Annotated in this window: 15 protein-coding genes; 6 read left to right on the forward strand and 9 right to left on the reverse strand. The window is 62.3% G+C overall.

Going from position 1 to position 24721, the window contains the following annotated elements:
• Positions 1-512: 512 nt before the first annotated feature.
• The 5 genes from QQS38_RS22270 to dnaA form a co-directional block, all read right to left on the reverse strand.
• The gene (locus QQS38_RS22270; RefSeq protein WP_479647524.1) at positions 513-3620 is read right to left on the reverse strand and encodes a DEAD/DEAH box helicase; all 3108 of its coding nucleotides are present in this window, start codon (positions 3618-3620) and stop codon (positions 513-515) included.
• A gap of 46 nt (positions 3621-3666) precedes the next feature.
• Positions 3667-4473 (reverse strand): Hachiman antiphage defense system protein HamA, encoded by an 807-nt coding sequence (locus QQS38_RS22275; protein WP_479647525.1) that lies wholly within the window; start codon positions 4471-4473, stop codon positions 3667-3669.
• Between the two features lie 344 nt (positions 4474-4817).
• Complete coding sequence (gene gyrB, locus QQS38_RS22280; RefSeq protein ID WP_479647526.1) at positions 4818-7289, reverse strand: DNA topoisomerase (ATP-hydrolyzing) subunit B; 2472 nt, start codon at positions 7287-7289, stop codon at positions 4818-4820.
• A gap of 192 nt (positions 7290-7481) precedes the next feature.
• Complete coding sequence (dnaN, locus tag QQS38_RS22285; protein WP_479647527.1) at positions 7482-8585, reverse strand: DNA polymerase III subunit beta; 1104 nt, start codon at positions 8583-8585, stop codon at positions 7482-7484.
• 263 nt (positions 8586-8848) lie between these two features.
• Complete coding sequence (gene dnaA / locus QQS38_RS22290; protein ID WP_479647528.1) at positions 8849-10438, reverse strand: chromosomal replication initiator protein DnaA; 1590 nt, start codon at positions 10436-10438, stop codon at positions 8849-8851.
• Between the two features lie 417 nt (positions 10439-10855).
• Between dnaA and rpmH the strand changes: the two genes are divergently transcribed.
• From rpmH to yidC, 4 genes are all read left to right on the forward strand, one after another.
• The gene (gene rpmH, locus QQS38_RS22295) at positions 10856-10990 is read left to right on the forward strand and encodes a 50S ribosomal protein L34 (RefSeq protein WP_004198824.1); all 135 of its coding nucleotides are present in this window, start codon (positions 10856-10858) and stop codon (positions 10988-10990) included.
• Positions 10991-11046: 56 nt separating this feature from the next.
• Positions 11047-11517, forward strand: a complete 471-nt coding sequence (gene rnpA, locus QQS38_RS22300) for a ribonuclease P protein component (RefSeq protein WP_479647600.1) — start codon at positions 11047-11049, stop codon at positions 11515-11517.
• A gap of 89 nt (positions 11518-11606) precedes the next feature.
• Complete coding sequence (yidD, locus tag QQS38_RS22305; RefSeq protein WP_277430872.1) at positions 11607-11837, forward strand: membrane protein insertion efficiency factor YidD; 231 nt, start codon at positions 11607-11609, stop codon at positions 11835-11837.
• 30 nt (positions 11838-11867) lie between these two features.
• Positions 11868-13532 carry a membrane protein insertase YidC gene (gene yidC / locus QQS38_RS22310; protein WP_479647529.1) on the forward strand — a complete coding sequence of 555 codons (1665 nt, stop codon included), beginning with the start codon at positions 11868-11870 and terminating at the stop codon, positions 13530-13532.
• Positions 13533-13666: 134 nt separating this feature from the next.
• Here yidC and QQS38_RS22315 read toward each other — a convergent pair whose 3' ends face one another.
• Positions 13667-14089 (reverse strand): transcriptional regulator, encoded by a 423-nt coding sequence (locus QQS38_RS22315; protein ID WP_479647530.1) that lies wholly within the window; start codon positions 14087-14089, stop codon positions 13667-13669.
• 349 nt (positions 14090-14438) lie between these two features.
• Here QQS38_RS22315 and mnmE point away from each other — a divergent pair, with 349 nt between their 5' ends.
• Complete coding sequence (gene mnmE, locus QQS38_RS22320) at positions 14439-15842, forward strand: tRNA uridine-5-carboxymethylaminomethyl(34) synthesis GTPase MnmE (protein ID WP_479647531.1); 1404 nt, start codon at positions 14439-14441, stop codon at positions 15840-15842.
• A gap of 412 nt (positions 15843-16254) precedes the next feature.
• Here the strand turns inward: mnmE and QQS38_RS22325 are convergent, their stop codons facing one another.
• Together QQS38_RS22325 and putA are read right to left on the reverse strand one after the other, a co-directional pair.
• The gene (locus QQS38_RS22325; RefSeq protein ID WP_479647532.1) at positions 16255-17388 is read right to left on the reverse strand and encodes a branched-chain amino acid ABC transporter substrate-binding protein; all 1134 of its coding nucleotides are present in this window, start codon (positions 17386-17388) and stop codon (positions 16255-16257) included.
• Between the two features lie 85 nt (positions 17389-17473).
• Complete coding sequence (gene putA / locus QQS38_RS22330; RefSeq protein WP_479647533.1) at positions 17474-21436, reverse strand: trifunctional transcriptional regulator/proline dehydrogenase/L-glutamate gamma-semialdehyde dehydrogenase; 3963 nt, start codon at positions 21434-21436, stop codon at positions 17474-17476.
• Between the two features lie 285 nt (positions 21437-21721).
• On the opposite strand from putA, the gene QQS38_RS22335 reads away from it, so the two are divergent.
• Positions 21722-21901, forward strand: coding sequence for a hypothetical protein (locus tag QQS38_RS22335; RefSeq protein ID WP_277430865.1), 180 nt, complete (start codon positions 21722-21724; stop codon positions 21899-21901).
• Positions 21902-22228: 327 nt separating this feature from the next.
• Here QQS38_RS22335 and QQS38_RS22340 read toward each other — a convergent pair whose 3' ends face one another.
• A complete protein-coding gene (locus QQS38_RS22340) occupies positions 22229-24571 on the reverse strand; it encodes a primosomal protein N' (protein WP_479647601.1) in 2343 nt (780 codons plus the stop codon).
• Positions 24572-24721 lie beyond the last annotated feature (150 nt).

The raw sequence follows: 24721 nt of genomic DNA on the forward strand, positions 1-24721 counted from the left end.
GTCACCCGCAGTGGCAGGAAATCAACTTCGTTCTGTGTCATCGGTTGCGTCCGCAAGTTGTAGTTGCGGACGCAAGCCTGCGCTTGTTCAGCTTCCGATTCTAGGTGCGGTCAAATTCGCGCTTACGGTCAATTTTGATTTACAGCAATCGACCGCACGAATGCGTCGACGCTCATCTGCGGGACTGCCGCTGATTGACATTCTTCAACGAGCTCCGACATTCGCCTTGCTCCCCGTGGCGTTCAACGCGCTGAAAATCACGATTTATCTGCCTGATTGTAACCAGGTTAACGCTGAATGTGCTCCGCGAGCGTCGGAGGCTGAAGCTCAGGGCCCGCCTCGTAAAGTTGTCGCCGGCGCCCCAAATCGTCGCCAGTTGGGAAAGGTCTGTGACGGCCTTTCCGTTGGGCGGAAGCGGTCATGTTGTCGCATTTTCCTTCGACCTTACTAAGTACATGGCGGCAAGGGCTCTCTCAACTGGATACGGTCGGCGCGCAGATACTGCGAACAGCTCATCCCTGAGCAATGCCGGTCAGCACCATCTGAAAATACGATGGGTATCTGTCGAGCACTGAACGAACAGCGTCTGAATTGTTGCGAATAAACCCAACAACGGCGGCGCGCGAGGGCCGAACCCCACGAAAGATGGGGCGCAAATCCTGAGAGAGCATTCGGTCCGAAAAACCCGCCTCTTGAATCGCGACAGTGAGAGAGTCTGGGAGACCGTACTTTAATCCGCTCTGCAGGCCCTTTATCAATTCCACAGTGTCTGCATTGTTGAGGTCGCCGTCCTGCTCAAAGTAAGTGACCAATGCCGTCAAGTATAAAGAAAATTCATAGCCGAAGCAGTTATCGCAGATGTCGACGACATCTTCTGGTGTGAACTGTCGAGTTCCCTCGCCATGCCGCTTCGCGATGCCGGCGACCGAAATTACCTCGCCGATTTGTGAATAGGCCGCTCCCGACAACCACGTCTGTGCGACGTCGATGAGCATCTCCTTGCCGATAATCTTCTGCAGCAGGTCGTCTTCGGCCACATCGAGCAAAATGGGCCAAATGACATTCAGCAACTCGGCTTCTGTCTGAGTCTCAAGTACGGCTTCACGGTTTCGCTCGCACCATCTGTAAATCTTCGCAAGCGCATTCAAACCCAGCAGTGTCCGAGAATTTCGCGTCTGATTCGCCGCTTCTGGTTCCCGCTCTTGGACTGCCCGCGCGATTGCGACAAAAATGTCAACAAGGAGAGCTTTCTCATCGTCTGATGCCAGTGAGTACGCAAGCGTGCTTCGCGCAAGACCACGCACCACCTCAACAAAATCATCGAATGCGCTTTCCCCTCGACTTGCCTGCAAAAAACTGGCAACTGCGTTCACAAGCCTCTCCTTAATCTTCACTTGTCCCGCAACGTGCTCTGGCGTAGCGCCGACGCGACCGAGATAATCTGCATCATCGTTGATTTGAGCGAGTGCATTTTCCTCGTCTGCGAGCAAAGCAATGACTACATCAAAGGCTGCCTGCACCTCCTGCGAGCCAGCATCGTTCGTTATTGGAGAGACCAGGCCGAGGAGGGAGCTACCTGTCGGCTCTATGTTGTCAGCCTTCAAAAGGTCTCCGACCGTATTCCAGCGCCAGCGTTCGCGCCGCACATTCCTGCCATCAAATACGCGAGTGTCGGCAAAGATAACCGACCCCTCGATATGCATCCCGGCGCGCCCCGCTCGGCCCATCAAATTGTGAAAGTCACGTGCTTTCACGCGTTCCCCACCTTGGTATATCGTCGATACAATCAGGTAACGGAGCGGGAGATTTACCCCCTGCGCGAGTGTAGACGTGCATACGACCAACGGTACGAGTTCCTCTTTTACCGCGTGCTCGATACAAAGCCGCAGACCTTGCGGCGTATTGCCGTGATGGGCCAGTACCCCGAGCCTAGCACCTCTCGTAACGACTGCATCCTCGCCGAAATGTTTCGAGTGAAGATACACAAGCCTCGCCAGCTCGGCCCGATTCGCTATTTCGGCCGGTGACGGATAAGGAAGACCCCGCTCGAAGTAGCGCACGGCATCTCTCACAATGCCGGCGGCACTATCTTTCCTCCCGCAAAATATCGCTGCGCTGCCTTGTGGCGCCAACTTTAAACCAAGATACAAGGCAACGTCCGAAGCATCCCGCTCCGGAAAAACTCGAACGACGCGTTCTCGGCCACGGAGTGGAAACGTATGAGGCTCAATGACTCTTGGAACAAAGTAAGGAAAGTCATCAGGCCCGCCCAATGCATCGAACTGGAGAGTCCCGAGCGCGAATTGCCAACTGGTGAAAACAACTGAACGCTGAGTTGGCATCAGGTCCTGTCCGTCAACTACGACAGCACGCTCACCGATTAGCCATCGTCCAACGGATGCAGCATTGGAAATGACCGCTGACACCAGAACGACTTGAGCTTGCCGCGGAAGATGTTGCTTGAGCATCGTCAGCAGCAGTTCGTAAGTGACGCCTCGAGGCCCCGAGTCGAATTGATGCCCCTCATCGTAGACTATCAATCCAATCTTGCTGGCAATCTGAGGGGCTTGCCGCAACACGTATAAGAGCTTCTCCGGCGTCAAAACCAAAACTTGTGACGGACGCTCAAGCACTTCACCGAGTAGGCCGGCCAGGGATTCCAAAAAGTCTTGCTGCAATACATCCGACAGTTCATCGACAGAAATCTGCTCCCCCGCAAAAGTCTGTCGCAAAGAATTCGATATCTCATGACACAGGGCGCGAAATGGCGCGACCACTACTGCTGTTCGAGCTCTGCCAGACAGCATTGAGCTCCAAATCACAAGTTCAATTGCTCGAGTCTTTCCAGCGCTCGTCGGCATCTGTACGACCGCTGAAGCACCTGCAAACAAGCCAGCCCGCCCCAAAAGCCGTTGTGCTGGCCAAAGCTCAGATACGAAGTTGGGTTTGCGAAGAACATCGGACCAACGTTCTTCATCGAGCCGCGAGTAGCGAGGCAAGTTCAAGCGACTCGAATTGCTCGCCTTTCGAAGGGTGACCGCCACGCATAAATCCACAAACGCAATATCTCGCGAGTCACCCTTGCGATATACCGCTTCTCGCAATCTCGCGCAGTGTCTAAGAAGTATTCGCTCATCACTCCCATCGCGTGACATCAAGTCGCTCGCGGCATGCATCATTGTCGTGAGCATGTGCGAAAACCGCGACCCAGGAGGGACATCGTCTGGGTCCCAGCGATTGGAGAGCACCATGCGTAACACCGTCGAAAAAGCGTCCGACGGCTGCAGGATGCGCTCCGAGATTAGGTTACCAACCACCTGGCAACTACCCGGTGTTTCCGCCAAATAGAACGTTGCCGCTGCGAGCATTAGCAGTTCCCCGTCGAGGTCGGTATCGAACTTGGACTCAACGTAAGCATGGAAGAACGATGCTGCGAATCTTAAGACTTGTTGGTCCAATGGGCCAGGAGCACCGAGTACAGTGCCATGTTCGAGGCACCTATCGCAGAAGGCGGCAGCCTCATCCCCTAAAATGCCGATAGCAAGGGCAAAAAGGTCCTCTGGATGGGTGCTAGGGGGAATAACGATGTGCTCGTCCTGCCGCACGCCGTATTCGTACATGCGCGCCTTGGCCTGCGTTATCCCGAACAAGCGTCGGGAGTTTGCCTCAGGCTTCATCTGCAGCCCTTTCGTAGAGGCTGTGGGCGAGCGTCATCAAGTCCTCACCACGGATTACCAGCAAAAGAACCGTCGACCCTGCGGGGTGCAATGCAGTTGTTGTTGATGCAATCAGCTCGGCATCGAAAGCGCCGTTAGTCAACACAGCGGCCGCGCCGGTCTGTTCTCTGAAAGGCCTATCAGCCTTCGCCTGGAAGCGCTCAACTAACGCGACTCGTTCGTTGTCGCTCTGCACGTGTGCTTTCCGTTTCATGGCAAGCAGCGTATATGCTTGCCGCACTTTGTCCTTCGCTGCATCGTCCACGGCCATCTGTAGCCGAGGTTGAGGCCGACCTGCACTCAGTTGTGCTTTTACTTCGAATGTTGTCAGCGTATCTTCTGCGGCGATACCTGTTGGAGACCGGTAGAGACCGATGATATCTGTACCTTTCACCGACTCATTGGGGGTTGCCTTCTCAGAAAATCGCCATCTTGGAACCCAGTGATTCATGCTGAACTCGAGGAAATCGCACACCAATATTTCTGCGAAATCGCCCGAGCGCACCGACGGGCCGGGTCTGGTGGTGTTTGGAAACACCAATCGCTTGAGGAATTCCGAACGAGACCATTCGGTCCCAGACCGCAGGACGTCGATATCCTCGTCGGAACAGTAGTGTTGACGGAAATGTCGAGCCCACGAAGACAGAGTGGCGTTGTCAGGCTGATGCAAAAATTCGAGCATCCTGACTGTCTTGCCCTCAATCGTGGTCACTGGGTCCCGCTCTACGAGCCAGTTGAGGTGCTCAGGCGGAGGCATGGACACCCCAATAAGATGGTCTCTCTGAAAACATTGTATTTTTGCTGGCGCTTACGACGGGTCTCTCGTTTGCAACAAGCGGAAAAGGGCGGTTAAGGACCGACCGCAAAGTAGTCTACACAATCTAACGGGTGTTCGGTTACCGTCGCTGACTTCGCCGAATTCCCCGTTAGGCCCACATCGAACTGAAAGACGTCAATGACCGTGTCCGTGGAAATCTTCGAAGAGTGCCGGTGCGCGCCGATGCCTTCTCGATAAATCCAGGCTACCAATAGAAAAGACCCATAAGTTTCTCAGCTTATGGGTCCTTTTTTCTCAGGTTATGAGGCTATCTACAAGCCCCCTCAAACATCAATATTCCCCGCCCGCAGCGCATTACTTTCGATAAACGCTCTCCGCGGCTCGACATCATCCCCCATCAACGTCGTGAAGATCCCATCCGCCGCAATCGCATCCTCGATCTGCACGCGCAACAACCGCCGCACGCTCGGATCCATCGTCGTTTCCCACAGCTGCCCGGGGTTCATCTCCCCAAGCCCCTTATACCGCTGCTTCGACACGTTGCGCTCCGCATCGGCAATCAGCCACCGCATCGCGCTCTTGAAATCCGACACCGCCATGCTGCGCTCACCGCGCTTGATCATCGCCCCGGCGCCGATCAACCCCTTGAACGTATTCGCCGTGTTCAAAAGCTGCTGATAATCGGCCGTCAACAAGAAGTCGGCGTCGATGATAGTCACCTTCACATTCCCGTGATGGCGACGCTCCACGCGCAGCGAGTGCAACTCGCGCACCGCGTCGTACGCAGCGAACACGCTCACTTCAGGCTTGAGCGGATCGGTGCGCAACGCGCTCTCGAGCGCCTTCGCCGATTGCTGTGCAGCCGCTTCACTCGACAGATCGATAGCGACACCATCCATCACCGCTTCGAGCGCCTGCCCATCGTAAAGCCGGCTCAACCGGTCGACCACGCCCTGCGCCAGCAAATACGACCGAGCCAATTCGCCCAACGCATCGCCCGCGATCGGCGCCGCGCCTTCCGAAGGCACCAGCTCCGACCCCTGCAACGCCAGCCGCAACATATGCGCGTTCAACTCCGCCGCATCCTTCAGGTAGCGCTCGTCCTTGCCCGCCTTCACCTTGTACAGCGGCGGCTGCGCGATATAGATGTAGCCGCGTTCGATCATCTCCGGCATCTGCCGATAGAAGAACGTCAGCAGCAGCGTCCGGATGTGCGCGCCGTCCACGTCCGCGTCGGTCATGATGATGATCCGGTGGTAACGCAGCTTGTCGAGGTTGTAGTCCTCCTTGCCAATGCCGCACCCCAGCGCCGTAATCAACGTCACGATCTGCTCCGAAGAAAGCAGCTTGTCGTAACGCGCCTTCTCCACGTTCAGCACCTTGCCGCGCAGCGGCAAGATCGCTTGGAACTTGCGGTCGCGCCCTTGCTTGGCCGACCCGCCCGCCGAATCGCCCTCGACGATGTAAATCTCGGACTTCGCCGGATCCTTCTCCTGGCAATCGGCTAGCTTGCCCGGCAAGCCCACGCCGTCCAGCACGCCCTTGCGCCGCGTCATCTCGCGCGCCTTGCGCGCCGCATCGCGTGCGCGCGCCGCATCGACGATCTTGCCGCAAATGATCTTCGCGTCGTTCGGCGTTTCGAGCAGGAATTCCTCGAGCGCCTTCGCAACGACTTCTTCCACGGGCGCGCGCACTTCCGACGATACGAGCTTGTCCTTCGTCTGCGAACTGAACTTCGGCTCCGGCACCTTCACCGACAACACGCACGACAACCCCTCCCGCATGTCGTCGCCCGAAGTCTCGACCTTCGCCCTCTTCGCAATCTCGTGATCGGCGATGTACTTGTTCATCACACGCGTCATGGCCGCGCGCAAGCCGGTCAAGTGCGTGCCGCCGTCACGCTGCGGAATGTTGTTCGTGAAGCACAGCACGTTCTCGTTGTAGCTGTCGTTCCACTGCATCGCCACTTCCACGCCCACACTGTCCTTCTCGCCGTTGACGTGAAAGATCGTGGGATGCAGCACCTGCTTGGTCTTGTTGATGAACTCGACGAAGCCCTTCACGCCGCCCGCAAGCGCGAAATCGTCTTCCTTGCCCGTGCGCTGATCGGTCAAGCGAATGCGCACGCCGTTATTCAAGAACGACAGCTCGCGGATCCGCTTGGCAAGGATGTCGTAGTGGTATTCCACCGAGCCGAAAATCGCTTCGTCGGCCATGAAATGCACTTCGGTGCCGCGATTCTCGGTTTCGCCCACGCACTGCATCGGCGAAACACGCTCGCCGTCCACTTCCTCGATCACGCGGTTCTGCGGCACGCCGCGGTGAAACTCCATGAAGTACTTCTTGCCGTCGCGCCGCACCGTCAAGCGCAGCCAGCTCGATAACGCGTTCACGCAAGAGACGCCCACGCCATGCAGGCCGCCCGACACCTTGTAGCTGTTCTGGTCGAACTTGCCGCCCGCGTGCAACTCCGTCATCACGATTTCGGCGGCGCTGCGCTTCGGGTCGTGCTTGTCGTCGCGCTTGATGCCCGTCGGAATGCCGCGGCCGTTGTCGGTCACGGAAACGGAATTGTCCGCGTGGATAATCACCTGGATGTCGTTGCAGTGCCCAGCCAGCGCTTCGTCGATCGAATTGTCGAGCACTTCGAACACGAGGTGATGCAAACCGGTACCGTCCGACGTGTCGCCGATGTACATGCCCGGGCGCTTGCGCACGGCCTCCAGACCCTCGAGGATCTGAATGGACGAGGCGCCATAGCTGGTGTCGGGTTGGGTGTTGTCCTGTGTACTCATGGATAGTTTCCGGTTCTGCATTCACTGCGGTTGTGCCGCGCGACACTTCGAACGCCCATCAAAAACCAGGCAGCGGCTCCAGTTTCTGCGCCCCGCGAGCGGGGCCGGCGGCAGGCGGCGGGTTTCGCGCGCCCTTCAAGAAAAGCCAAAGGGGCAATGCGCCCCTTGGTTTGATCTCGATATCGGCTTGCCTTAAATGCGCATCGGCATGACGACGTACTTGAATTCGTCGTTCCCGGGAATCGTGATCAACGCGCTCGAGCTCGCGTCGCCGACGCTCACTTGCAACATGTCGACCTTCAGATTCGCAAGCACGTCGAGCAAATACGTGACGTTGAAACCCATATCGATCGAATCGCCTTGATACGCGATTTCGAGTTCTTCCTGCGCTTCTTCCTGATCGGCGTTCGTCGACATGATCTTGAGCTGGCCGGGCTCGATCACGCACCGCACGCCCTTGAACTTGTCGGAAGTCAGAATCGCCGCGCGCTGCAGCGAACGCTGCAATTCGTCACGGCCGATCACGAACGTGTTCTTGTGTCCCTTCGGAATCACGCGCTGGAAATCGGGGAACTTGCCTTCGACGAGCTTGGAGACGAGCTCCACCTGGCCGAACGTGAACTTCACCTGCGTCGAAGCGATATCGATCGTCAGCGTATCGTCGATGTCTTCGAGCAAGCGCTGCAACTCGAGAATCGTCTTGCGCGGAATGATCACTTCCTGACGCGGAAAATCGCCGTCGATCTTCATCGACGAGAACGCGAGACGGTGACCGTCGGTGGCCACCGCCATCAACTGGCCGCCATCGACCACGAGCAACATCCCGTTCAAGTAATAACGGATGTCCTGCTGCGCCATGGCGAAATACACCATGCCCAGCAATTGACGGAACGTTTTTTGCGGCACCGTCAGGCTCGCGCCGTAATCCTTCGCCTGCGCAACCGTGGGGAACTCGTCGGCCGCCAGGGTTTGCAGCGCGAAGCGGCTCTTGCCCGATTGCACGGTCAAGCGCTTATCGGCCAGCGACAAGCTCACTTGGCCGTCGGGCATGGCGCGCAGGATGTCCAATAGCTTGCGCGCGGCCACGGTGGTGGCGACCGATTCACCGCCCACACCGAAATCGGCGCGCGTCGTGATCTGCAACTCGAGGTCGGTCGACAGAAACGACACATCGGGGCCGTTCTTGGTGATCAGCAAGTTCGCGAGGATCGGCAACGTATGGCGGCGTTCGACGATGCCGCTCACGGTTTGCAGCGGCCTTAAGAGGTTGTCTCGTTCGGTCTTGACCAGTTGCATAGGGTTCCTTCGTTGATATGACGGCAAACCGCAGCTCACCCGGCAGCTTATTCGACGACTGCGCCGTTACCCCGCATTTACTTGCGCGCCTTCGCCGTACCGCCTGCGCGCTTGTCCCGCGCTTTCATCCCGCGCCTCGCCCCGGCTTCGGCCGGGGGCGCACGACGGGGGGCTAAACCTATATTGTGCCTGAAAAATACCCCGCTCCCGCCAAATCGGGGATGGCGAGAAAGCGCTCGATGCCCGGCGGCCCGCGTTCGGCCTCAACCCTTGAGCGTCTGTTCGAGCACGTGCAGTTCGTGGTTCAGTTGCGCGTCCTTGCCGCGCTCGTCGGCAATCTTGCGCACGGCGTGCAAGACCGTCGTGTGATCGCGTCCGCCGAACAGCTCGCCAATTTCAGGCAAGCTCTTTTGCGTCAGTTCCTTGGCGAGGTACATGGCGATCTGCCGCGGCCGCGCGATGTTCGCCGGACGCTTCTTCGAGTACATGTCGGCGACTTTGATGTTGTAAAAATCGGCGACCGTCTTCTGAATGTTCTCGACGGAGATCTGACGGTTTTGCACCGTCAACAGATCCTTGAGCGCTTCCTTCGTCAGCTCGATCGTGATCTCGCGCCCGTGAAACTTCGAGTAAGCGAGAATTTTGCGCAGCGCGCCTTCGAGTTCGCGCACGTTCGAGCGCAGATGCTTGGCCACGAAAAACGCCACGTCTTCGGACAGACTCACCCCTTCCGATTGGGCCTTGCGCATCAGGATGGCCACGCGCATTTCGAGCTCGGGCGGCTCGATCGCCACCGTCAGCCCGGAATCGAAGCGCGAAATCAAGCGGTCGTCGATGCCCGAAATCTCCTTCGGGTACGTGTCGCTCGTGATGATGACCTGCGCCTTGTTCGCCACGAGCGCTTCGAACGCGTAGAAGAATTCTTCCTGCGTGCGCGACTTGCCCGAGAAGAACTGAATATCGTCGATCAGCAAAAGATCGAGCGAGTGGTAGTAGCGCTTGAAATCGTCGAACGCTTTGCGCTGGTACGCCTTCACGACGTCCGACACGTACTGTTCGGCGTGGATGTAACGGATGCGGGCGCCGGCCTTGTCCTGCAGCAGCTGATTGCCGATCGCGTGGATCAGGTGCGTCTTGCCCAAGCCCACGCCACCATACAAAAACAAGGGGTTGTAGGAAATACCCGGGTTGTCGGCCACCTGGATCGCGGCGGCGCGCGCAAGCTGGTTCGCCTTACCGGTCACGAAATTGTCGAAGGTCAGCACCGGATTGAGCTTCGAGCGCTCGTACATCGATTCGGTCTCGGGGCTGCCGAGCGCCGGGCCGCCTGGGCGCCAGGTACGGCGCGCGGCCGCGGCCTCGTGCGCATCGACGCTGGGCAAATCGAGATCGGCGGCGTCATCGAGGGCGCCGTTGCCGCCCGAGGGGCCGCCGGCCGGCTTCGCGGCCTGCGTGGCCGCGCCGGTCGCGCCGTTCGCCGCGACACCGCCGCCGTTGCCTGCACCGCCTTCGGCCACCAACGCCGCGGCGCTCATCGCAGCTGCCGCCGACGCCGGCACGCGCGGCATCGGCACCGTGCCGGAAGTGGCCGGTGCACGCATGCCCGCCTTTGGATCGAGGACGAATTGCACTTCCACGGGCGCCTGCCAAAAATCGCGGGCGAGATCGGAGATGCGGCCAGAAAACTGGCTCTTGACCCAATCGAGCTTGAAGCGGTTCGGCGCGGCGATGGACAACATGTTCGCATCGGCGTCGAAGGCGACCGGGGCCAAGGGTTTGATCCACGTCACGTACTGCTGGGGCGTCAATTCGCGCTCCAACAGTGCGGAACAGTGTTGCCAGAATTCGTTCATCAAGGTGATATCTTTTTTAGCGCACCGCTCGCTGCCGCCTTCGCCGAGCCCCGCACGGCGAAAGGACCCAGTTCGACAAAGCGAGCGAGCCCCGCAGCCCGTCGCCGCAATGGCTTGCGGCTGGCCGGCCCGTACGGAGCAGCGTGCTGGTTTCTTGAAGTAAGGCGAGATTCTACCGCCAAACACAGGCGGCCAGGAAGTTATCCACAGGGCCGGATCGTGCACGCGGTGCGCGCGAGGCCGCCGCCCCGCGCGGCCCGTGCAAGCGGCGCGCACCGCTAAAGTATTGACGGCCAAGAGAAAAGCGGTTTAAATAGCGGGTTCCCGCGAAAGCGAACACCCTTTTTTCGACCCCGGCCGTTGCCTAGTGTTGTCTAGTGCCGATGCGCGCGCGGTCCATTCTCAAGTGAGATCGACATGAAACGTACCTACCAACCGTCCGTTACTCGCCGCAAGCGCACCCACGGCTTTCGCGTGCGCATGAAGACCGCCGGCGGCCGTAAAGTGATCAACGCTCGCCGCGCCAAGGGCCGCAAGCGTCTGGCCATCTAAGTCGAAGGCGACGCGCGCCGTGACCGGCGCCCGCGTTCTCGCGGGGGTTGTGAGCACTGACTTGCAGTTGCCTATCCTTATCGGGCCCGGTTCCGTTGCGAGCGCGAGCAGTCTTCCCCAAAGCCGCGAGGCTTCTCAAAACGGATGAATTCTCATCCGTTTTTCGTTTGCGCCCGTGGCGTCGTTCGACGCATTTCGTCGTTTACGCGAAGCCAACCGGCCAAGCTGCCCGTCTAGGGCTCGTCGTCGGTAAGAAGTTCGCGCCGCGCGCGGCGACGCGCAATCTCGTGAAGCGCACCGCGCGCGAGAGCTTTCGCCTGCGGCGCGCCGAGTTCGACGGCTGGGACGTGCTGCTGCGCCTGTCCACGCGGGTCGACAAGGCCGCGTTTCCGAGCGCCGTCTCGCCGCCGCTGAAGGTGTTGTTTCGAACGGAAATCGAGTACTTGCTCGGCAAGGTGGCGCGAGAAATCGCAAGGCGCAGTGCACCGCTGCCGCCGCCTGAAGCGCCGCCGGGTCCGCAGGTTTGAGCCGCTTTTGGAGCATGAGGCGCACGGGCAGAGTCCAGCCACGGTTCGCGCGCTTCGCCGCCCGGTGGGAGTTGTGCATTCCGAATGCCATGCAAACGGTCCTGATCGCGTTGCTGCGTTTGTACAAGGTTGCCGTCAGCCCTCTGCTCGGCAGCCGCTGCCGTTTTTATCCCTCCTGTTCGGATTACGCGCGCGAGGCAATCCAGTATCATGGCGCCGCGCGCGGGAGTTACCTCGCGGTGAAGCGCTTATGCCGCTGCCATCCGTTTTCCGCAGGCGGGATCGATCTCGTTCCGCCCGCACCCCCGAAAAAGCGCTGAAACGCCGCTCCATCGACTCTGAGACCACGCATGGATATCAAACGCACCATCCTATGGGCGATCTTCTTCGTGTCAGCCGTCATGCTGTTCGACAACTGGCAACGCGATCACGGACGCCCGTCGATGTTCTTCCCGAACCCGACGCAAACGCATACGCAGCCGGCTTCGAGCGCATCGGCGACACCGAGCTCCGAAGCGGCCGCCGCCTCCAGCTCGACCGCAGCGGCGCCGGTTCCCGGCGCGACGGCGAATCAACCGCAAGCCGCCGCCCAGCTCGTTCACTTCAGCACCGACGTCTACGACGGTGACATCGACACGCGCGGCGGCACGCTCGAGAAGCTCGTGTTGACCAAGAACGTCGACCCGAAGGGCGCGCCGCTGAACGTCACGCTGTTCGATCGCACCGCCACGCACACGTATCTCGCCCGCACGGGCCTGACGGGCGGCGATTTCCCGAATCACAACGACGTCTTCACGCCGGTCGCCGGTCCGCGCGCGCTCGGCGCCGATCAAAAGACGTTGCAGCTTTCGTTCGAATCGCCGGCCAAGGGCGGCGTGAAAGTCGTCAAGACGTACACGTTCACGCGCGGCAGCTATGTGATCGGCGTCGACACGAAGGTCGTCAACGTCGGCACCGCGCCCGTCAAGCCGAGCGTCTACATGGAGCTCGTGCGCGACAGCCAACCCGTCGAAACGCCGCGCTTCTCGCATACGTTCATCGGCCCGGCCGTCTATACGAACGAGCATCACTTCCAGAAGGTCTCGTTCAGCGACATCGACAAGAACAAGCAGGACGTCGCCACTTCGGCGAACAGCGGCTGGATCGCGATGGTTCAGCATTACTTCGCCACCGCCTGGATTCCCCAGCAAGGCGCGCAACGCAACATCTACGTCGAGAAAATCGATCCGACGCTCTATCGCGTCGGCGTGCAACAGCCGCTCGCGGCGATCGCGCCGGGGCAATCGACGGACGTGTCCGCGCGCCTGTTCGCCGGCCCGGAGGAAGAGCGCGTGCTGGAAGGCATCGCCCCTGGCCTCGAGCTGGTCAAGGATTACGGCTACGTCACGATCATCGCCAAGCCCTTGTTCTGGCTGCTTGAAAAGATCCACGGCGTGGTGGGCAACTGGGGTTGGGCGATCGTGCTGCTCACGGTGCTGATCAAGGCGGTGTTCTTTCCGCTGTCGGCCGCGAGCTACAAGTCGATGGCGCGGATGAAGGAAATCACGCCGCGCATGCAAGCGCTGCGCGAGCGGTTCAAGAGCGACCCGCAGAAGATGAACGCGGCGCTGATGGAGCTCTACAAAACCGAGAAGGTCAATCCGTTCGGCGGCTGCTTGCCGATCGTGATCCAGATTCCGGTTTTCATTTCGCTCTACTGGGTGCTGCTCTCGTCGGTCGAAATGCGCGGCGCGCCGTGGATGCTCTGGATCCACGATCTGTCGCAACAGGATCCGTTCTATATCCTGCCGGTGTTGATGGCCGTGTCGATGTTCCTGCAAACGCGCTTGAACCCGACGCCGCCCGATCCCGTGCAAGCGAAGATGATGATGTTCATGCCGATCGCGTTCTCGGTCATGTTCTTCTTCTTCCCCGCAGGCCTCGTGCTCTATTACGTCGTGAACAACGTGCTGTCGATCGCTCAGCAGTACTACATCACGCGCATGATGGGCGCCAGCAGGAAAAAGGCGGCCTGATTCGATTGCGGGCGCTGCGCGGTGCATGCCGCGCCGGCCCGTGCATATTGCTTCGATATGAAATCGCCCGGTTCTCACCGGGCGATTTTTTTTGGGTCGAGCAAAGTGCGTTGCCCCGCGACACAACGACGCGCCTACCGTTCAGGGCTGTCGCCGTAGAACTGCTCGATCAGTTCCTGCACGAGATAGCGGTGATGCGGCGATAGCGATTCGATCTTCGACGCGAGCTCGATCGTCTCCGGCGTGAGCGGGTACTTTTCGTCGCGCGGCAGCGGCTTGGGCGTCGCACGCACGGCCCCGCTCGGCGGCGGGCCATAGTGAAGCCAGTGCAAATCGACGCGCAACCACTGCGCCAACGTGCGCAGCTTGTCGGCCGTCGGGATCGTGCGCCCCGTCAACCACTTGTGCGCCGTTTGCGGAGAAATGGGCTGATCGCCGTGATGGCGCAGATTGAAATGCAGCGCGAGCTGCGTCCCGCCCGTCACTTTTTCCGGACTGCGCTGCAAGGCGAATTTGAGGCGCTCGGAGAACGCCGCTTTTTCTTCGACGGTTGGCATCGCGAAATTGTGCAATTCCGCCCGCATGAAGGAGACAACCGGGCGGGCCAGCTTTAGCTTGGTCGAGCGCTAATTTGATGATCGGGCAGTCGCTCGTCATGCGGCTTTATATCGGCGCACACAGAACCGCAGGCCGCCACGACAAGGCCAAATCTGGGACTCGACCTCGACGCGCTTCGCTTCGTCCTAATTTTAGGCTATCCCGCTTAAGATAAATCTTAACTATGGTAAGCGGCTCGCCGCGCCCGCCTGCTTCGCGCGGAAGGCGGCGACACCGGCAAGCTACAATGCGCAGGCGTTCCATCGTTTCCGTTTCCGTTTCTGTTTCTGTCTCCGTTTCCGCTCGATCATGCTCGCTCTCGATTCCGATCCCATCGTCGCCATCGCCACCGCTCCCGGACGGGGCGGGATTGGCGTGGTGCGCGTGTCGTGCGGTCGTGCAGGGGACGCTGCGGCGCTTGCGCTGATGAGCGCGCTTTGCGGTCAGACGCTCGCGCCGCGGCATGCGAGTTACGTGCCGTTCTTCGATGCGGGCGGCCAGACGCTCGATCGCGGCATCGCTCTGTACTTCCCCGCGCCGCATTCGTACACGGGCGAGCACGTGCTCGAACTACAAGGCCATGGCGGTCCGGTGGTGCTGCAGCTCGTGCTGCAGCGGTGTCTCGAAGCGGGGCAGCCGTTCGGGCTTCGGCTGGCGGAGCCGGGTGAGTTCACGCGGCGCGCGTTTCTGAACGACAAGCTCGATCTCGCGCAAGCGGAAGCGGTCGCCGACCTGATCGAAGCCAGCACGGAAGCCGCCGCGCGCTCGGCGGGGCGTTCGCTCGAGGGCGCGTTCTCACGGGATATTCATGCGCTCGTCGAGGAAGTCATCGCATTGCGGATGCTCGTCGAAGCGACGCTCGATTTCCCCGAGGAAGAGATCGACTTCCTCGAAGCCGCCGACGCGCGCGGCAAGCTGGCGCACATTCGCGCGCGCATCGATCACGTACTGGGCGAGGCGCGCCAGGGCGCGCTGTTGCGCGAAGGCCTCTCGGTCGTGCTCGCCGGGCAGCCCAACGTCGGCAAATCGTCGCTGCTCAATGCGCTGGCCGGCGCGGAGCTCGCGATCGTGACGCCGATCGCCGGCACGACGCGCGACAAGGTCACACAGACGATCCAGATCGAAGGCATTCCGCTGCATGTCATCGATACGGCCGGCTTGCGGGAGACGGAGGATGAAGTCGAGCGCATCGGCATCGAACGCACGTGGAGCGAGATCGAGCGCGCCGATGTCGTCTTGCATTTGCTCGACGCGCGTTTGGGAATGACCGGTGACGACGTCACGATTGCGCAGCGGTTTCCCGCGGGCGTGCCCGTCGTGCGCATCTTGAACAAGACCGATTTGACGGACGTGGCCGCGTCGGTCAATCGGCTGGCGGCGATCGATGATGAAGCGGAGATTTGCGAAGTGCGACTCTCGGCGAAGAAGAACGAAGGCATCGATTTATTGCGCACGGAGTTGCTGCGGATCGCGGGCTGGCAAGCGGGGACCGAGAGCGTCTACCTCGCGCGCGAACGGCACCTGATCGCGCTGCGCTCGGCGCAGGAGCATATGGCGCTAGCGAGCGCCCACGCACAGGAACGGGCGCAGTCGCTCGATCTATTTGCGGAGGAATTGCGGCTCGCGCAGGAAGCGCTGAATTCGATAACAGGGGAATTCACCTCGGACGATCTGTTGGGGGTGATTTTTAGTCGGTTTTGTATCGGGAAATAAAGCGGTCATCCGTCGCCGCTTCGAGGGGACTCCCCCACCACCGTCAGCGCATCGCACGAAAAGCGACGAATGGCGATTCAAGTCTAGGCGATACGAGCCATTGCGATCGTCGCTCGCTGCCTCTTTTCACGAACGACGCACCGGGCGCTTTTGACCCGATATGCGAAAAGGCTACCCCGCCCGAACGGTCGACGGCGCGTCGAGCTCATCGGTCATCGCGCCCTCGCCGCCATGGCTTGAATGCGTAGAGAAGCGCGCAAGATATGGGCCGTGGCGGTGATGGACCGCCCCATACGACAAGGGCCCCGCAAGACGTTCGTCCGCGGGGCCCTTCGTTGGGCTTGTCGCCTTCGCTCGCTCCTGCAATCACGCACGAGCGCGCGTGCGCAAGCGAGGCGAAAACGCTAACCGGTTACTTCAACGGGATCCATTTGCCGCCTTCGGCCTTGTACACCGTGATGCCGCCGTTCTTCAGATCGCCCTTGTCGTCGTACTGCAGATGCGGGGTCGTCACAGCCGGCATGTCGGTCTTGGCGAGGAAAGGCAGGTACTTCGCCGGATCCGTCGAGTTAGCCTTCTTCATCGCCGTGAGCAACGCCATCGTGCCGTCGTACGCGTACGGCGAGTACGTCTCGACTTCCGTGCCGAACGCCTTCTTGTACTTTTCCACGTACTGCTTGCCGCCCGGCATCTGCTCGAGCGGAACGCCCGCCAACGTCGAGAACGAACCGTCGGCTGCGTCGCCGGCGATCTTCAGGAAGTCGGGCGTATGGACCATCTCGCCGCCCATCAGCGGCGCCTTGATACCCAGCGTCTTCATTTGCTTGAGCATCGGCGCGGCTTGCGAGTCGGCACCGCCGAAATAGATCAGATCCGGTTGCACGCCCTTCAGATTCGTCAGGATCGACTTGAAGTCGGTCGCCTTGTCGTTCGTGAATTCGCGCTTGACGATCGTCGCACCGGCCGCCTTCGCAGCCTTTTGGAACTGATCGGCCAGACCTTGGCCGTAGGCCGTGCGGTCGTCCACGATCGCGATCTTCTTCATGCCCAGGTTCTTCACGGCGTACGCGCCCGCGACCGAACCTTGCTGCGTGTCCGAAGTCATCATCCGGAACGTCGTCTTGAAGCCTTGCTGCGTATACTCGGGCGCCGTCGCCATCGCAACTTCAGGAATGCCCGCGTTCGCGTAGATGCGCGAAGCCGGGATCGTCGTGCCCGAGTTGAAGTGGCCGATCATGCCCTTGATGCCGTCGTCGACGAGCTTTTGCGCGACCGTCGTGCCCGTGCGCGGGTCCGCTTGGTCGTCGGCCGAATCCAGCACGAATTCGACTTGCTTGCCGCCGATCACAGGCTTGGTGGCGTTCATGTCGGCGATCGCGAGCTTCACGCCGTTTTGGAAATCGGTGCCGTAGTGCGCTTGCGCGCCCGTCATCGGGCCGGCAAAACCAATCTTCACCTGCTCTGCTTGCTCTGCGTTTGCGGTCCCCACCAGCGACATTGCCGCAACGAGCGTCGCGCCTGCCAGCGTTTTCATTTTGTGCTGCATAGCTTCTCCTAGATCCAAGGTAGTTGGAAGCGCCTAACGGGGTGGCCGCACCGCTTCCGTGTTTGATTCGACCGGCAAGGGTGGCTTAGCCGATCGTCATCAAATTCGCATTGCCGCCCGCCGCCGCCGTATTCACGCTCACCGAGCGTTCCGTCAGCAACCGCTCGAGCGCGTAATCTTCATCGCCGTTTTCCAGCGCGTGGATCGACACGCCCTGCACCGACACGATCGGGCCCGGACGCTGGGCCACTTCCTTCACGAGCGACAGCAATTCGTCGCTGTCGCCCTCGAACAGCACGGCATCGATCGGCGCATCCACATGCTTTTGCACCTCCGCGAACGGCTTGAGCTGCGCGGGCAATTCGGCGACGAGCGCCTCGCCGGCCGCACCCGAGAACAGCGCATGGTTGCCCGTTGCGAGGACCGCGGCAAATTGCGCGCGCGCCCCGCTCGCCGTCGAAGGCACGCAGGATACCGTGCCGCGCGCGCCAAGCGTATAGGTGTTGCGCTCGCCCGTCGGGCCCGGCAATACGGCCGTCGCCCCCGCGGGCATATTTGCGAGATAACCGTCGCAGCGCGCGGCGAGCGCGGGTTGGCGTTCGGCGATGAGCCAGTCGCGCAACGCCGTGAGCGCGGCGCGCGGGCTCAAGCGCTCCCCGCTGCGTTCCGTGTCCACGCCGCGTGTCGCGCCATCGGCCACGAGCGCGGCCGCGAGCGATTTCGGCAACCCTGCCGGACGCTTGGCCAGCAAGCGTTGCAGGTAGAGCGCGCCGCCCGCCTTCGGTCCCGTGCCCGACAGCCCTTCTCCGCCGAACGGCTGCACGCCCACTACCGCGCCGATCACGTTGCGGTTCACGTAGATATTGCCCACGTGAGCGCGCGAGATCACATGCGCAATGGTTTCGTCGATACGCGTATGGATGCCCAGCGTAAGGCCATAGCCCGTCGCCTTGATCTGCTCGAGCAGCGGGTCGAGCGCGCTGCGGCGATAGCGAACCACATGCAGGACGGGCCCGAACACTTCACGCTTGAGCTCGTCGAGGCTGTCGAGTTCGATGAGCGTCGGCGGCACGAACGTGCCATGGGCGCATGCCTCGGGCAACGGCAGTTGCGTGATCGCACGCCCTTTCTCGCGCAGCGCGGCCACATGCGCGTCGATCGTGCGCTTGGCCTCGGCGTCGATGACAGGGCCGACGTCGGTCGAAAGACGATCGGGGTTGCCGAGCGCGAGCTCGTACATCGCGCCCTTGAGCATCGTCAGCGTGCGATCGGCGACGTCGTCTTGCAAGCACAGCACGCGCAACGCCGAGCAGCGCTGGCCGGCCGAATCGAACGCCGATTGCATGACGTCGGCCACGACTTGCTCCGCGAGCGCCGACGAATCGACGATCATCGCGTTCTGGCCGCCCGTCTCCGCGATCAGCGGAATCGGTTTGCCGTCCGGATCGAGTCGACCCGCGAGTGTCTTGTTGATGAGACGCGCGACTTCGGTCGAACCCGTGAACATGACCGCTCGGGTGCGTGCATCGGCAACGAGCGCGGCGCCCACGGTTTCGCCGTCGCCGGGCAACAGCTGCACGGCGCCCGCGGGAACGCCGGCTTCGCGCAGCAGCCGAACGGCTTGCGCGGCGATCAGCGGCGTTTGCTCGGCGGGCTTGGCCAGCACCGTATTGCCGGCTGCCAACGCGGCCGCCACCTGCCCCATGAAGATCGCGAGCGGGAAGTTCCACGGGCTGATACAGACCACGGGACCGAGCGGCCGATGCGTATCGTTGGAAAACTCGGTGCGGATCTGTGCCGCGTAGTAGCGCAGGAAATCGACCGCCTCGCGAATCTCGGCTATCGCGTTCGGCAGCGACTTGCCCGCTTCGCGCACGATCAGCCCCATTAGCGTATGCATCTGCGCTTCGAGCAGATCCGCGGCGCGCGCCAGGCAATCGGCGCGCGCATCGACGGGCGTGGCCTGCCAGATCGGAGCGGCGGCAACCGCGGCGGCGAGCGCCACGTGCACGTCGTCGCGCGTCGCTTCCACGACCGAGCCGACGACATCGCGGTGATCGGCCGGATTGCGCACGGCGCGCTCGACGCGGCCAGCGGCGCTGGAAGCGGGCAGCTCGCCCGATTCGAGCATCGGCGCGGCACGCCACGGATGGTGCGCGCTCGCGAGCAGCGCCGAGGAGAGCGACGCCAAACGATGCTCGTTCGACAGATCGAGGCCCATCGAGTTGGGGCGCTCATCGCCGTAAAGATCGCGCGGCAGGGGAATCTTCGCGTGCGGCGCGCCGAGCGGCGTGATGCGCGAAGCTTCGTCGACGGGATCTTCGACGAGCGCGGATACCGGTACGGTTTCGTCGGCGATGCGGTTCACGAACGAGGTATTGGCCCCGTTCTCGAGCAGCCGGCGCACGAGATAAGCCAGCAGCGTCTCATGGGTGCCGACCGGTGCGTAGATGCGGCACGGGCGGTTCAGCTTCTCGCGGCCCGTCACTTCTTCGTACAGCGGCTCGCCCATCCCGTGCAGGCATTGGAACTCGTACTGGCCCGGGTAGTAGTTCTGTCCGGCCAGATGATAAATGGCCGACAGCGTGTAGGCATTGTGCGTGGCGAATTGCGGGAAGACGGCGTCGGGCGCGCCGAGCAGCTTCTTCGCGCAGGCGAGGTACGAGACGTCCGTGTAAACCTTGCGCGTGTAGACGGGATAGCCCTCGAGCCCATCGAGTTGCGCGCGCTTGATCTCGCTGTCCCAGTACGCGCCCTTCACGAGGCGCACCATGATGCGGTGACGGCTGCGGCGCGCCAGATCGATCACGTAGTCGATCACGAACGGGCAGCGCTTTTGGTACGCCTGAATGACGAACCCGATACCGTTCCAACCCGCGAGTTCCGGATCGAAGCACAGGGCTTCGAGCAGATCGAGCGACAACTCGAGACGATCGGCTTCCTCGGCGTCGATGTTCAAGCCGATGTCATAGCGGCGCGCGAGCGCGGCGAGCGAACGCACGCGCGGCAGCAGCTCGTTCATCGTGCGCTCTTGCTGCGCGCGCGAATAGCGCGGGTGCAACGCGGAGAGCTTGATCGAGATGCCCGGGCCTTCGTAAATGCCGCGGCCGCCGGCGGCTTTGCCGATCGCGTGAATCGCCTGCTCGTACGACGCGTAGTAACGCTGCGCGTCTTCTTCCGTCGTAGCGGCTTCGCCGAGCATGTCGTACGAATAGCGGAAGCCGCGCGCTTCGAACTTGCGGCTGTTCGCGAGCGCTTCGGAAATCGTCTCGCCTGTGACGAACTGCTCGCCCATCAGGCGCATTGCCATGTCGACGCCCTTGCGGATCAGCGGCTCGCCGCCTTTGCCGATCAAGCGCGTGAGCGCCGAGGACAGCCCCGCCTCGCTGTTGGTCGTCACGAGCTTGCCCGTGATCATGAGGCCCCAGGTGGCCGCGTTGACGAACAGCGACGGCGCATGCCCCATGTGCGATTTCCAATCGCCCTTACTGATCTTGTCTCGAATGAGCGCATCGCGCGTGGCGCGATCGGGGATGCGCAGCAGCGCCTCGGCCAGGCACATCAGCGCGACGCCTTCCTGGCTCGACAGCGAGAATTCATGAATGAGGCCCTCGACGCCGCCGCCCGTGCGCTTGGCGCGCAGCGTCTCGACGAGCTTGGTGGCTAGCTTGCCGACATCGGCCGCCAACGCCTCGGGCAGCCGCGCTTCGCCGATCAGGAACGGCACGCATTCGGGCTCCGGGCGGCGATAGGCAGCAGTGATCGCGGCGCGCAACACCGATTGCGGTTGCACGTTCTGCGCGAAATCGAGGAACGGGTGCGGTGCGCCATCCTCCTCGTGCTCGGGCGCCGAGCCGTCGCCGAAGTCCGCGTTCATCGACGCGCCGGAAAGCTCGGGCGGCAGTTGGCCGTGTTCGATCTTCTCGAGATAGGCAAAGATCGCCTGCTTGATGAGCCAATGCGGCGTGCGTTCGAGCCGGGTGGCGGCTTCTTTGAGACGGGAGCGGAGAAGGTCGTCGACTTTGACGCCTAAGGTAGTGCTGGCCATGGTTCCTTCGGTCGCCGGCGGCGCCGGCCGATATGTGCAAAGTTTGCCGAATCGTACGCCTCCCGATAAAAAGGTGCAACCAAAACGCAAGGTTGGTTGCACCCCAAGCAAACCCTTTACTGGCAAGGGTTGCCGCGAAATCCAAGCGCACCGGGCGTGCGCGGTTGCGCTCGGTATTTTCCCTGATGTGAAAACGGTCCCACCGCCCTACGGGCGAGCGCTGGAATGCCGTTAACGCAGGAAAGCGCCCAACGCACGGTGAGCGTCGGGCAAGGAGAGGCAAAAATGGAAAAGTGGCTCGTATTCGGCGCGGTTTGGATGATGGCCGTGGTCTGCCTGACGCTGTTCGTGCGCGGCGCATCGCCGGCGCGTGAACGCGCTTTGGCGCTCGCCCGCGTGCGCCAGGCTCGACAGCAGGCCGAAGCGGCGGCAAACGACGCGCGCATGTCCGAACAACGCGGCTGAGAGGCCGGCAAAGAGGCCCATCATGATCTGTTCCAACGAAAGCCGGTCCTGCGCGCGCCATGCGCCGCAGACACGGCGCCAGCGTTCCCCGGTCGCCGCTTGCGCGCGGCCGCTCACTGCCCCCACGCCCAGCTACACGAATCGCGTCCGCACGCACGCCCGCGCTGCGCGCAGCCGCCTGCGACGCTACTGAACCGCGCGCGCCCAATAGCGGAGAGCGCAAGCCGCGCCACCCGCAGGGCGGCGCTTCAGCCGCAAGCGCATGCGCCGCGTTCTCGGCTTGTCGGCCGCGGCGGCATCAGGCTTCACCGCCTCGAACCTTGCCGCTCAAATATCGAGCGGATCCACCTCGACGCTCCACCGTATGACGCCTTTCAACGCGCGCAACGGCGCTTGCCAGGCGCGCAGCGTCGCGAGCAACGCCGCCCGCGATGCGCTCTCGAGCAATAGCTGAGCGCGATGAACGTTGGCCACCTTGACGATCGTCATCGGCACGGCATCGTAGACGGTCACCCGCTCAGCATACGGAATCTCGGATAGCGCCGCGCCGGCATGGCCCAGAAATGTCAGCGCCGCCTCGAGCGTTTTGGCTTCCGCGCGCAGCAGCGCTTGATAGACGAACGGCGGCAATTGCGCATCGCGGCGTTCGGCAAGCGTCGCATTCGCGAAGCCGACGTAATCGTGTCGCGCGAGCGCATGATAGAGCGCGTGCCGCGGGTAGCGCGTCTGCACCAGCACTTCTCCGGGCAAGCCGGCTCGGCCGGCTCGCCCGCTCACCTGCATCAGTTGCGCGAATAGCCGCTCCCCCGCGCGGAAATCGTGAGAAAACAGCGCCGCATCGGCGTTCAACACGCCCACGAGCGATACCCGCCGAAAGTCGTGACCCTTGGCGATCATTTGCGTGCCGACCAGGATGTCGACTTCCCCCGCGTGCACGTTCGAAAAGAGCGTTTGAGCGCTGCCCTTGCGGCGCGTGCTGTCTGCATCGATGCGCAACACCCGCGCGCCGGGCACGATCTGGGCGAGCGTCTCTTCCACGCGCTGCGTGCCCCGCCCGAGCGGCGCGATATCGACGTTGCCGCACTCGGGGCAAGCGCGCGGCACGCGCGCCTCCCAGCCGCAGTGATGGCATCGCAGCGTATGCTCGCTCTTGTGCAGCACGACGTAGGCGCTACAGCGCGGGCAGCCGGCCACCCAGCCGCACGCGTCGCATGCGAGCACCGGCGCATAGCCGCGGCGGTTCAGAAAAACGAGGCTTTGTTCGCCGCGCTCGAGGCGCGCTTTCAAGGCCGAGGCAAGAGGCCCGGAGATGCCGTCGACGCTGCCGCGCCCGCGCCGCCGCTCTTCCTCCAAGTCGATCATCTTCACCGTGGGCAACACCGCATCGGCCACGGCGCGCCGTGCGAGCGAGAGCCGCCGATAGCGGCCCTGCTCGGCCTGCCACCAGCTCTCGAGCGAGGGTGTGGCAGAGCCGAGCACGACCGCCACGCCCCGTTGCTTGGCCCGCCAAATCGCCAGATCGCGCGCCGAATAGCGCAGTCCTTCTTGTTGCTTGTAGGCCGGCTCGTGTTCTTCGTCGACGACGATCAGCGCGAGCTGCGGCATCGAAGCGAGGACGGCCAGGCGCGTGCCGAGGACGACGCGAGCCCGGCCCGTATGGGCGGCGAGCCAACTGCGCACGCGTTCTCCGTCCGCCATTGCGCTATGCAAGGTGACGATGGCATCGTTGCCGAATCGCACGGCGAAGCGCGCACGAAACGCCGCTTCGAGCTGAGGCGTCAGGTTGATCTCGGGCACGAGAACGAGCGCTTGCGCATCGGGTCGCTCCGCGAACACGGCTTCGATTGCGCGCAGATACACCTCGGTTTTGCCGCTGCCGGTGACGCCGTGCAGTAGAAAAGGAGCAAAACCCTGCGCCGCGGCGATCGCCTCCACCGCCTGCGCTTGCTCCGCGGTCAGGGCGGGGCGCACGAGGTCCACAGCGGGCTCGCCCAGTGCGCCGGCGTTCTCGACTTCGGCGTTCTCGACTTCGGCGTTCTCGACTTCGGCGTTCTCGACTTCGGCGTTCTCGGCTTCGGCGTTCTCGGCTTCGGCGGTGCGGCTCGCCGCATCGGCGGCCGTTTCGATATCGACCCATCCCTCGGCCTGCCAGGCCTGCAGGGTTGCACCTGCCTTCGGGTGCACGGCGCGCGCCTCGGACATGTCGAGCGAGCGCGCATCGGCGAGCGCCGCGGCGAGCCGGCGCAGAGCGGCCGCTCGCACCGGTAGCGCGGCAGGCAACGCGGCCCGCCCCGCCTCGGTCAGCCGAAAGCGAGGCGCGGCGGCAAACAGCCGCGGCCATTTCTCGGCATCGCGCAATGCCTGCGGCAACGCCGGAAGCGCGACCTCGCCAAGGGAGCGCTGGTAATAATCGGCGGCGAACGCGACCAGCGCGAGCCACTCGGCCGCGAGCGGCGCGCACCCGTCGCATGCGGCCTGCACGTCGCGCACGCGCTCAGCGGGCAGTTCGGTGTGACCGCTCACCTCGACGACGAGCCCCACGACGTTGCGCTTGCCGAATGGCACGGCGACGAGCGTGCCCGGCACGGGCGCAGGCGACTGGGCGCAGCGATAGTCGAAAAGGGTCGGCAACGGATGGTCGAGCGCGACGCGAACGAACACCTCCGTCATCCGCCACCGCCCCAGGGCGCGTTGCCGCATGAGGCGCTTCGCCCCCAATGCATCGAGCCTCGACTGGACGGCATCAACTTAAAGTAAAACATGAGATTCGCCGCTAACCTATGGATCTCGCTGGACTTTACCGACTGCCCCGCGTCGCTT

It is taken from the genome of Trinickia sp. Z7 (genome assembly GCF_056498045.1).

Coding starts and splice junctions, on each gene's coding strand:
- QQS38_RS22270 (WP_479647524.1), bottom strand. CDS start 3,620: ATGTACGAATACGGCGTGCGGCAGGACGAGCACATCGTTATTCCCCCT.
- QQS38_RS22275 (WP_479647525.1), bottom strand. CDS start 4,473: ATGCCTCCGCCTGAGCACCTCAACTGGCTCGTAGAGCGGGACCCAGTG.
- gyrB (WP_479647526.1), bottom strand. CDS start 7,289: ATGAGTACACAGGACAACACCCAACCCGACACCAGCTATGGCGCCTCG.
- dnaN (WP_479647527.1), bottom strand. CDS start 8,585: ATGCAACTGGTCAAGACCGAACGAGACAACCTCTTAAGGCCGCTGCAA.
- dnaA (WP_479647528.1), bottom strand. CDS start 10,438: ATGAACGAATTCTGGCAACACTGTTCCGCACTGTTGGAGCGCGAATTG.
- rpmH (WP_004198824.1), top strand. CDS start 10,856: ATGAAACGTACCTACCAACCGTCCGTTACTCGCCGCAAGCGCACCCAC.
- yidD (WP_277430872.1), top strand. CDS start 11,607: ATGCAAACGGTCCTGATCGCGTTGCTGCGTTTGTACAAGGTTGCCGTC.
- yidC (WP_479647529.1), top strand. CDS start 11,868: ATGGATATCAAACGCACCATCCTATGGGCGATCTTCTTCGTGTCAGCC.
- QQS38_RS22315 (WP_479647530.1), bottom strand. CDS start 14,089: ATGCCAACCGTCGAAGAAAAAGCGGCGTTCTCCGAGCGCCTCAAATTC.
- mnmE (WP_479647531.1), top strand. CDS start 14,439: ATGCTCGCTCTCGATTCCGATCCCATCGTCGCCATCGCCACCGCTCCC.
- QQS38_RS22325 (WP_479647532.1), bottom strand. CDS start 17,388: ATGCAGCACAAAATGAAAACGCTGGCAGGCGCGACGCTCGTTGCGGCA.
- putA (WP_479647533.1), bottom strand. CDS start 21,436: ATGGCCAGCACTACCTTAGGCGTCAAAGTCGACGACCTTCTCCGCTCC.
- QQS38_RS22335 (WP_277430865.1), top strand. CDS start 21,722: ATGGAAAAGTGGCTCGTATTCGGCGCGGTTTGGATGATGGCCGTGGTC.
- QQS38_RS22340 (WP_479647601.1), bottom strand. CDS start 24,571: ATGACGGAGGTGTTCGTTCGCGTCGCGCTCGACCATCCGTTGCCGACC.